Raw genomic sequence first — 4072 nt, forward strand, 5'->3', positions numbered from 1 at the left:
TTGCCTTCTTTTTTTAATTCAATAGTTTTAATCCCACTTTTTGTCTCGACCGTTAACGTTTCTTTATCAGTCAAACCTTCATCATAGACAAATTTTGAGAAACAGCGAATTCCGTTTCCACACATGGCTCCTTGTGACCCGTCTGCATTGTACATTTGCATCATAAAATCAGCTCGGATAGATGGCCGAATCAAAATTAATCCATCCGATCCAATACCAAAATGTCGGTCACTCACAAATAGAGAAACAGCTTCTGGATTTGTTATTTTTTCATCTAAATCGTTGACATAAACATAGTCATTGCCAATACCATGCATCTTTATAAAGTCCATTTTGACACCTCTTCAGATTTATTAATTGTTGACTAGATAATTTATTATAAAAGAATTCATTCGTTTAAGCGAAGATTTTTAATCTCTTTTAAAAAAATACGGTATAGAATAAAACGAAAAAACTAGTTTTTTTATTTCTTCACTATCTAAAAAATGTCTATACCCCTAACGGTTGTGAAATTAAAATTCTTTAAAAGAATAATTTTCATTAATTTAGCAAGCTTTTCAACTTGTTCACTAAAACACTTGACTATCATACCCCTTAAGGGTATATTTATTTTGTGAAAAAACAATCATATTTAAAGGAGAATTCCTCATGGCGCAAAAAATACTTATTATCGGCGGTGTAGCTGGTGGTGCAACAGCAGCTACTAGACTTCGTCGTTTAAACGAAGATGACACCATTATTCTTTTTGAAAAAGGTGAATACATTTCGTTCGCTAACTGTGGTCTTCCGTACCATATTGGTGGGGAAATTAAAGAACGCGATAGCTTACTCCTACAAACCGTTGAAGGTATGGAGCAACAATATGCACTAGACATTCGTAATTTCTCTGAAGTTACCACGATTGACCCTGTTAACAATGAAATTACCGTTTTAAACCATCAGACCGGGACAACTTATACGGAAACATTTGATAAACTCATTATTTCAACTGGCGCAAAAGCAATCACGCCTGCCATTCCTGGTATGGAAACTGCCGAAAACGTCTTTTCATTGCGTAACATTCCTGATATGGATTTGATTAAAGAGTACATCACAAAACACGCTATTCAAACTGTAACGGTCATTGGTGGTGGTTTTATTGGTTTAGAAATGATGGAAAATCTCAAATTATTGGATCTCGATGTTCAATTAGTCGAGATGGCACCTCAGGTAATGCCCAATATCGACTTTGAAATGGCTCAGCAACTGCATACTCAAATCAATATGCACGGGGTTAATTTATTATTAAATGATGGCTTAAAAGAATTTAAAGATAATGGGAAAAAACTACTTTTGACAAGTGGCACTGTCTTGAATACCGATATGACTATTTTATCTATCGGGGTTACACCAGAAAATACACTTGCTAAAGAATGTGGTATCGAGCTCGGCTTCAAAAATGCGATTAAAGTAAACGAACAACTTCAAACAAACTACCCTGCTATTTTCGCTATTGGCGATGTTATTGAAGTAAAAGATAGTGTTGATGGATCGCCTACTAACATCCCGCTTGCATGGCCGGCGAACCGTCAAGGACGTTTAGTTGCAGACATTATTAACGGAATTCCAGCACTGTATCCAGGAACTCAAGGAACATCTGTTGCGAAGATTTTTGAACTGACTGCTGCTTCAACTGGAAATAGTGAACGTATGCTAAAAAATAAAGGCATCGACTTCCAAGTGATTCATGTTCATCCTAACTCACATGCTGGTTATTACCCCGGTGCTAGCCCGATTCATTTAAAATTGCTTTTCGGAAGCAATGGTAAAATTTTAGGTGCACAAGGTATTGGAACTAAAGGTGTTGATAAGCGTATTGATGTTATCGCAACGGCCATGAAATTTGGTGGAACAGCAGATCAATTAGCTGAAATTGAGTTAGCTTATGCTCCTCCTTATTCAAGTGCTAAAGACCCTGTTAATATGTTAGGTTACACAGCTGATAACATGATGAGCGATAAAATTAAAACCATTCAATGGCATGAGGTTGACGAGTTAGTAGACCAAGACGCTTTCTTTTTGGATATTCGAGAAGAGTTTGAATTAGCGACTGGTTCTTTACCAAAAGGTACCTTCATTCCATTAAATCAATTGAGAAATAGACTAGCTGAATTACCAAAAGACAAGACTATTTATGTTTATTGTCAAGTTGGGCAACGTGGCTATAACGCTGCAAGAATCTTAATGCATCACGGATTTGATGTAAAAAATCTTGACGGTGGTTATAAAACGTATAAAATCGCAACATATAGTTTAAAAAATACACCTTTCAAGAAAAGAGTGAACGAACAAATTTCTAGTCCTTCACAAGTCTGTCCTCTAACGACTATTGAAGTGGATGCTTGCGGTTTGCAATGTCCTGGGCCAATCTTGAAAGTAAAAGAACAAATGGACCAAATGTCTGTCGGGCAAAAAATGATTGTTAAAGCGAGTGATTTTGGCTTTAGTGCCGATATTGAAGCTTGGGCTAAAAGCACTGGAAATAGCGTCTTAAAAAATGAAATTGAAGGCGACAATGTTGTCGCTACTCTTTCAAAAGGCAATCTCCTACAAAACACTGCCCTTCCAAAAGAAGGTATGATGAAAGATACAAAAGAAGGCGCAACAATGGTCGTCTTTAGTGGGGATATGGATAAAGCTCTAGCCTCAATGATTATTGCTTCAGGCGCAGCCGCAATGGGGAAAAACGTCACAATATTCTTCACTTTCTGGGGACTTAGTGTTTTGAAAAAACAAAAAATACAAAAACGTGGGATGGCAAAATTATTTGATATCATGCTTCCTAATGGCGCAAATAGCTTACCTATTTCTTCAATGAATATGGGCGGTGCTGGTGCTAAAATGATGAAGACCGTGATGAAACAAAAAAATGTCGATCCATTGCCACTTATGATTGAAAAAGCTAGTAAATTAGGCGTTAAGTTTATTGCTTGTACAATGAGTATGGATATTATGGGAATCGAAAAAGAAGAACTATTTGATTTTGTTGAATACGGTGGCGTGGCAGCTTACCTTGGCGACAGCGAAGAATCTAATTTAAACTTATTCATCTAATATCTGTTTGCCATTTCTGTATAAAAGGGTATACTATAACCGACTTTTAGAAAGAAGGGATACTATGGATACGTCCGATAAACAAGAACAAAAAAAGAAAATAATCAATCGCTTAAAACGAACAGAAGGCCAAGTTCGCGGCATTCAGAAAATGATTGACGAAGACAAAGAATGCATCGATGTCATCACACAACTAAGCGCTACTCGCGCCAGTATTGATCGAGTGATGGGGATGATTGTTGCTGAAAACTTAAAAAATTGTTTCGAGAATCCAACGAACGATGCACAAGAGCAAGAACAAAAAATGAATCAGGCCATTAACATGATCATAAAAAAATAGTTTATTCACTAAGCTGATTCCATTAAAGATGGAGTCAGCTTAGTTTTTTTTAAATGACTCTTAAATAGTTAGCTAAAGCTCTTTTTTGGTTCTCCGATTTGTGAGATACTCTTAAGCGTGACTGAAAATGGAGGGAATAAAAATGATTTATATTAAAGAAGCGGTATTACACATTTTTGATCTGAATAGCAACGAACCTATTTTTTCTTTTGCTGGTTTAGATCTAACAGAAAAATTTACGTTTGATTATCTTCACGCTATGATAGAAAAAGTAGAAGATTCCGATAATATGAAAACTGGTGTATTATCAGAAGATAACCCATTGATTCAACCTTTTAATGCTCTTCAAGATAATTTTATTGAAACAACAAAAATCTTAACTGAAAAATTCTTTTCGATTACAAAGTTAAACCCAGAAATACCACCAGCTGATTTGTTGTTCGTCTACTTTACTTTAGATGAAGTGCCGTGTTTAGGACTATTTAAACTAAATTATTCTGATAGCATCACGCATTATATTTCATATGAAGAAGAAACGTTAACCAATCAATTGATTATCAATCGTTCTATTTTACCAAGTGCACGTCAGGCAATTCAAGAAGGAATGGTACTCGATTTAAGTATTATGGAGTACCATGT

Annotated in this window: 4 protein-coding genes; 3 read left to right on the top strand and 1 reads right to left on the bottom strand. The window is 35.8% G+C overall.

Annotation, left to right across the window (positions count from 1 at the left end; translation table 11 throughout):
* Positions 1-332: diaminopimelate epimerase (gene dapF, locus WBF61_RS01615; RefSeq protein ID WP_424253322.1), on the bottom strand; the 332-nt coding region annotated here is incomplete at its 3' end.
* Positions 333-648: 316 nt separating this feature from the next.
* Here dapF and WBF61_RS01620 point away from each other — a divergent pair.
* The 3 genes from WBF61_RS01620 to WBF61_RS01630 form a co-directional block, all read left to right on the top strand.
* On the top strand, positions 649-3093 hold the full coding sequence (locus WBF61_RS01620; protein ID WP_424253323.1) for an FAD-dependent oxidoreductase: 2445 nt from the start codon (positions 649-651) through the stop codon (positions 3091-3093).
* Positions 3094-3157: 64 nt separating this feature from the next.
* Positions 3158-3433 (top strand): metal-sensitive transcriptional regulator, encoded by a 276-nt coding sequence (locus WBF61_RS01625; RefSeq protein ID WP_424253325.1) that lies wholly within the window; start codon positions 3158-3160, stop codon positions 3431-3433.
* Positions 3434-3575: 142 nt separating this feature from the next.
* Positions 3576-4072 (top strand): nucleoid-associated protein (locus WBF61_RS01630; protein ID WP_424253327.1); only part of this gene is annotated, 497 nt, incomplete at its 3' end.

Origin of the sequence: Carnobacterium sp., from assembly GCF_049673005.1 — a bacterium.
Taxonomy (GTDB): Bacteria; Bacillota; Bacilli; order Lactobacillales; family Carnobacteriaceae; genus Carnobacterium_A.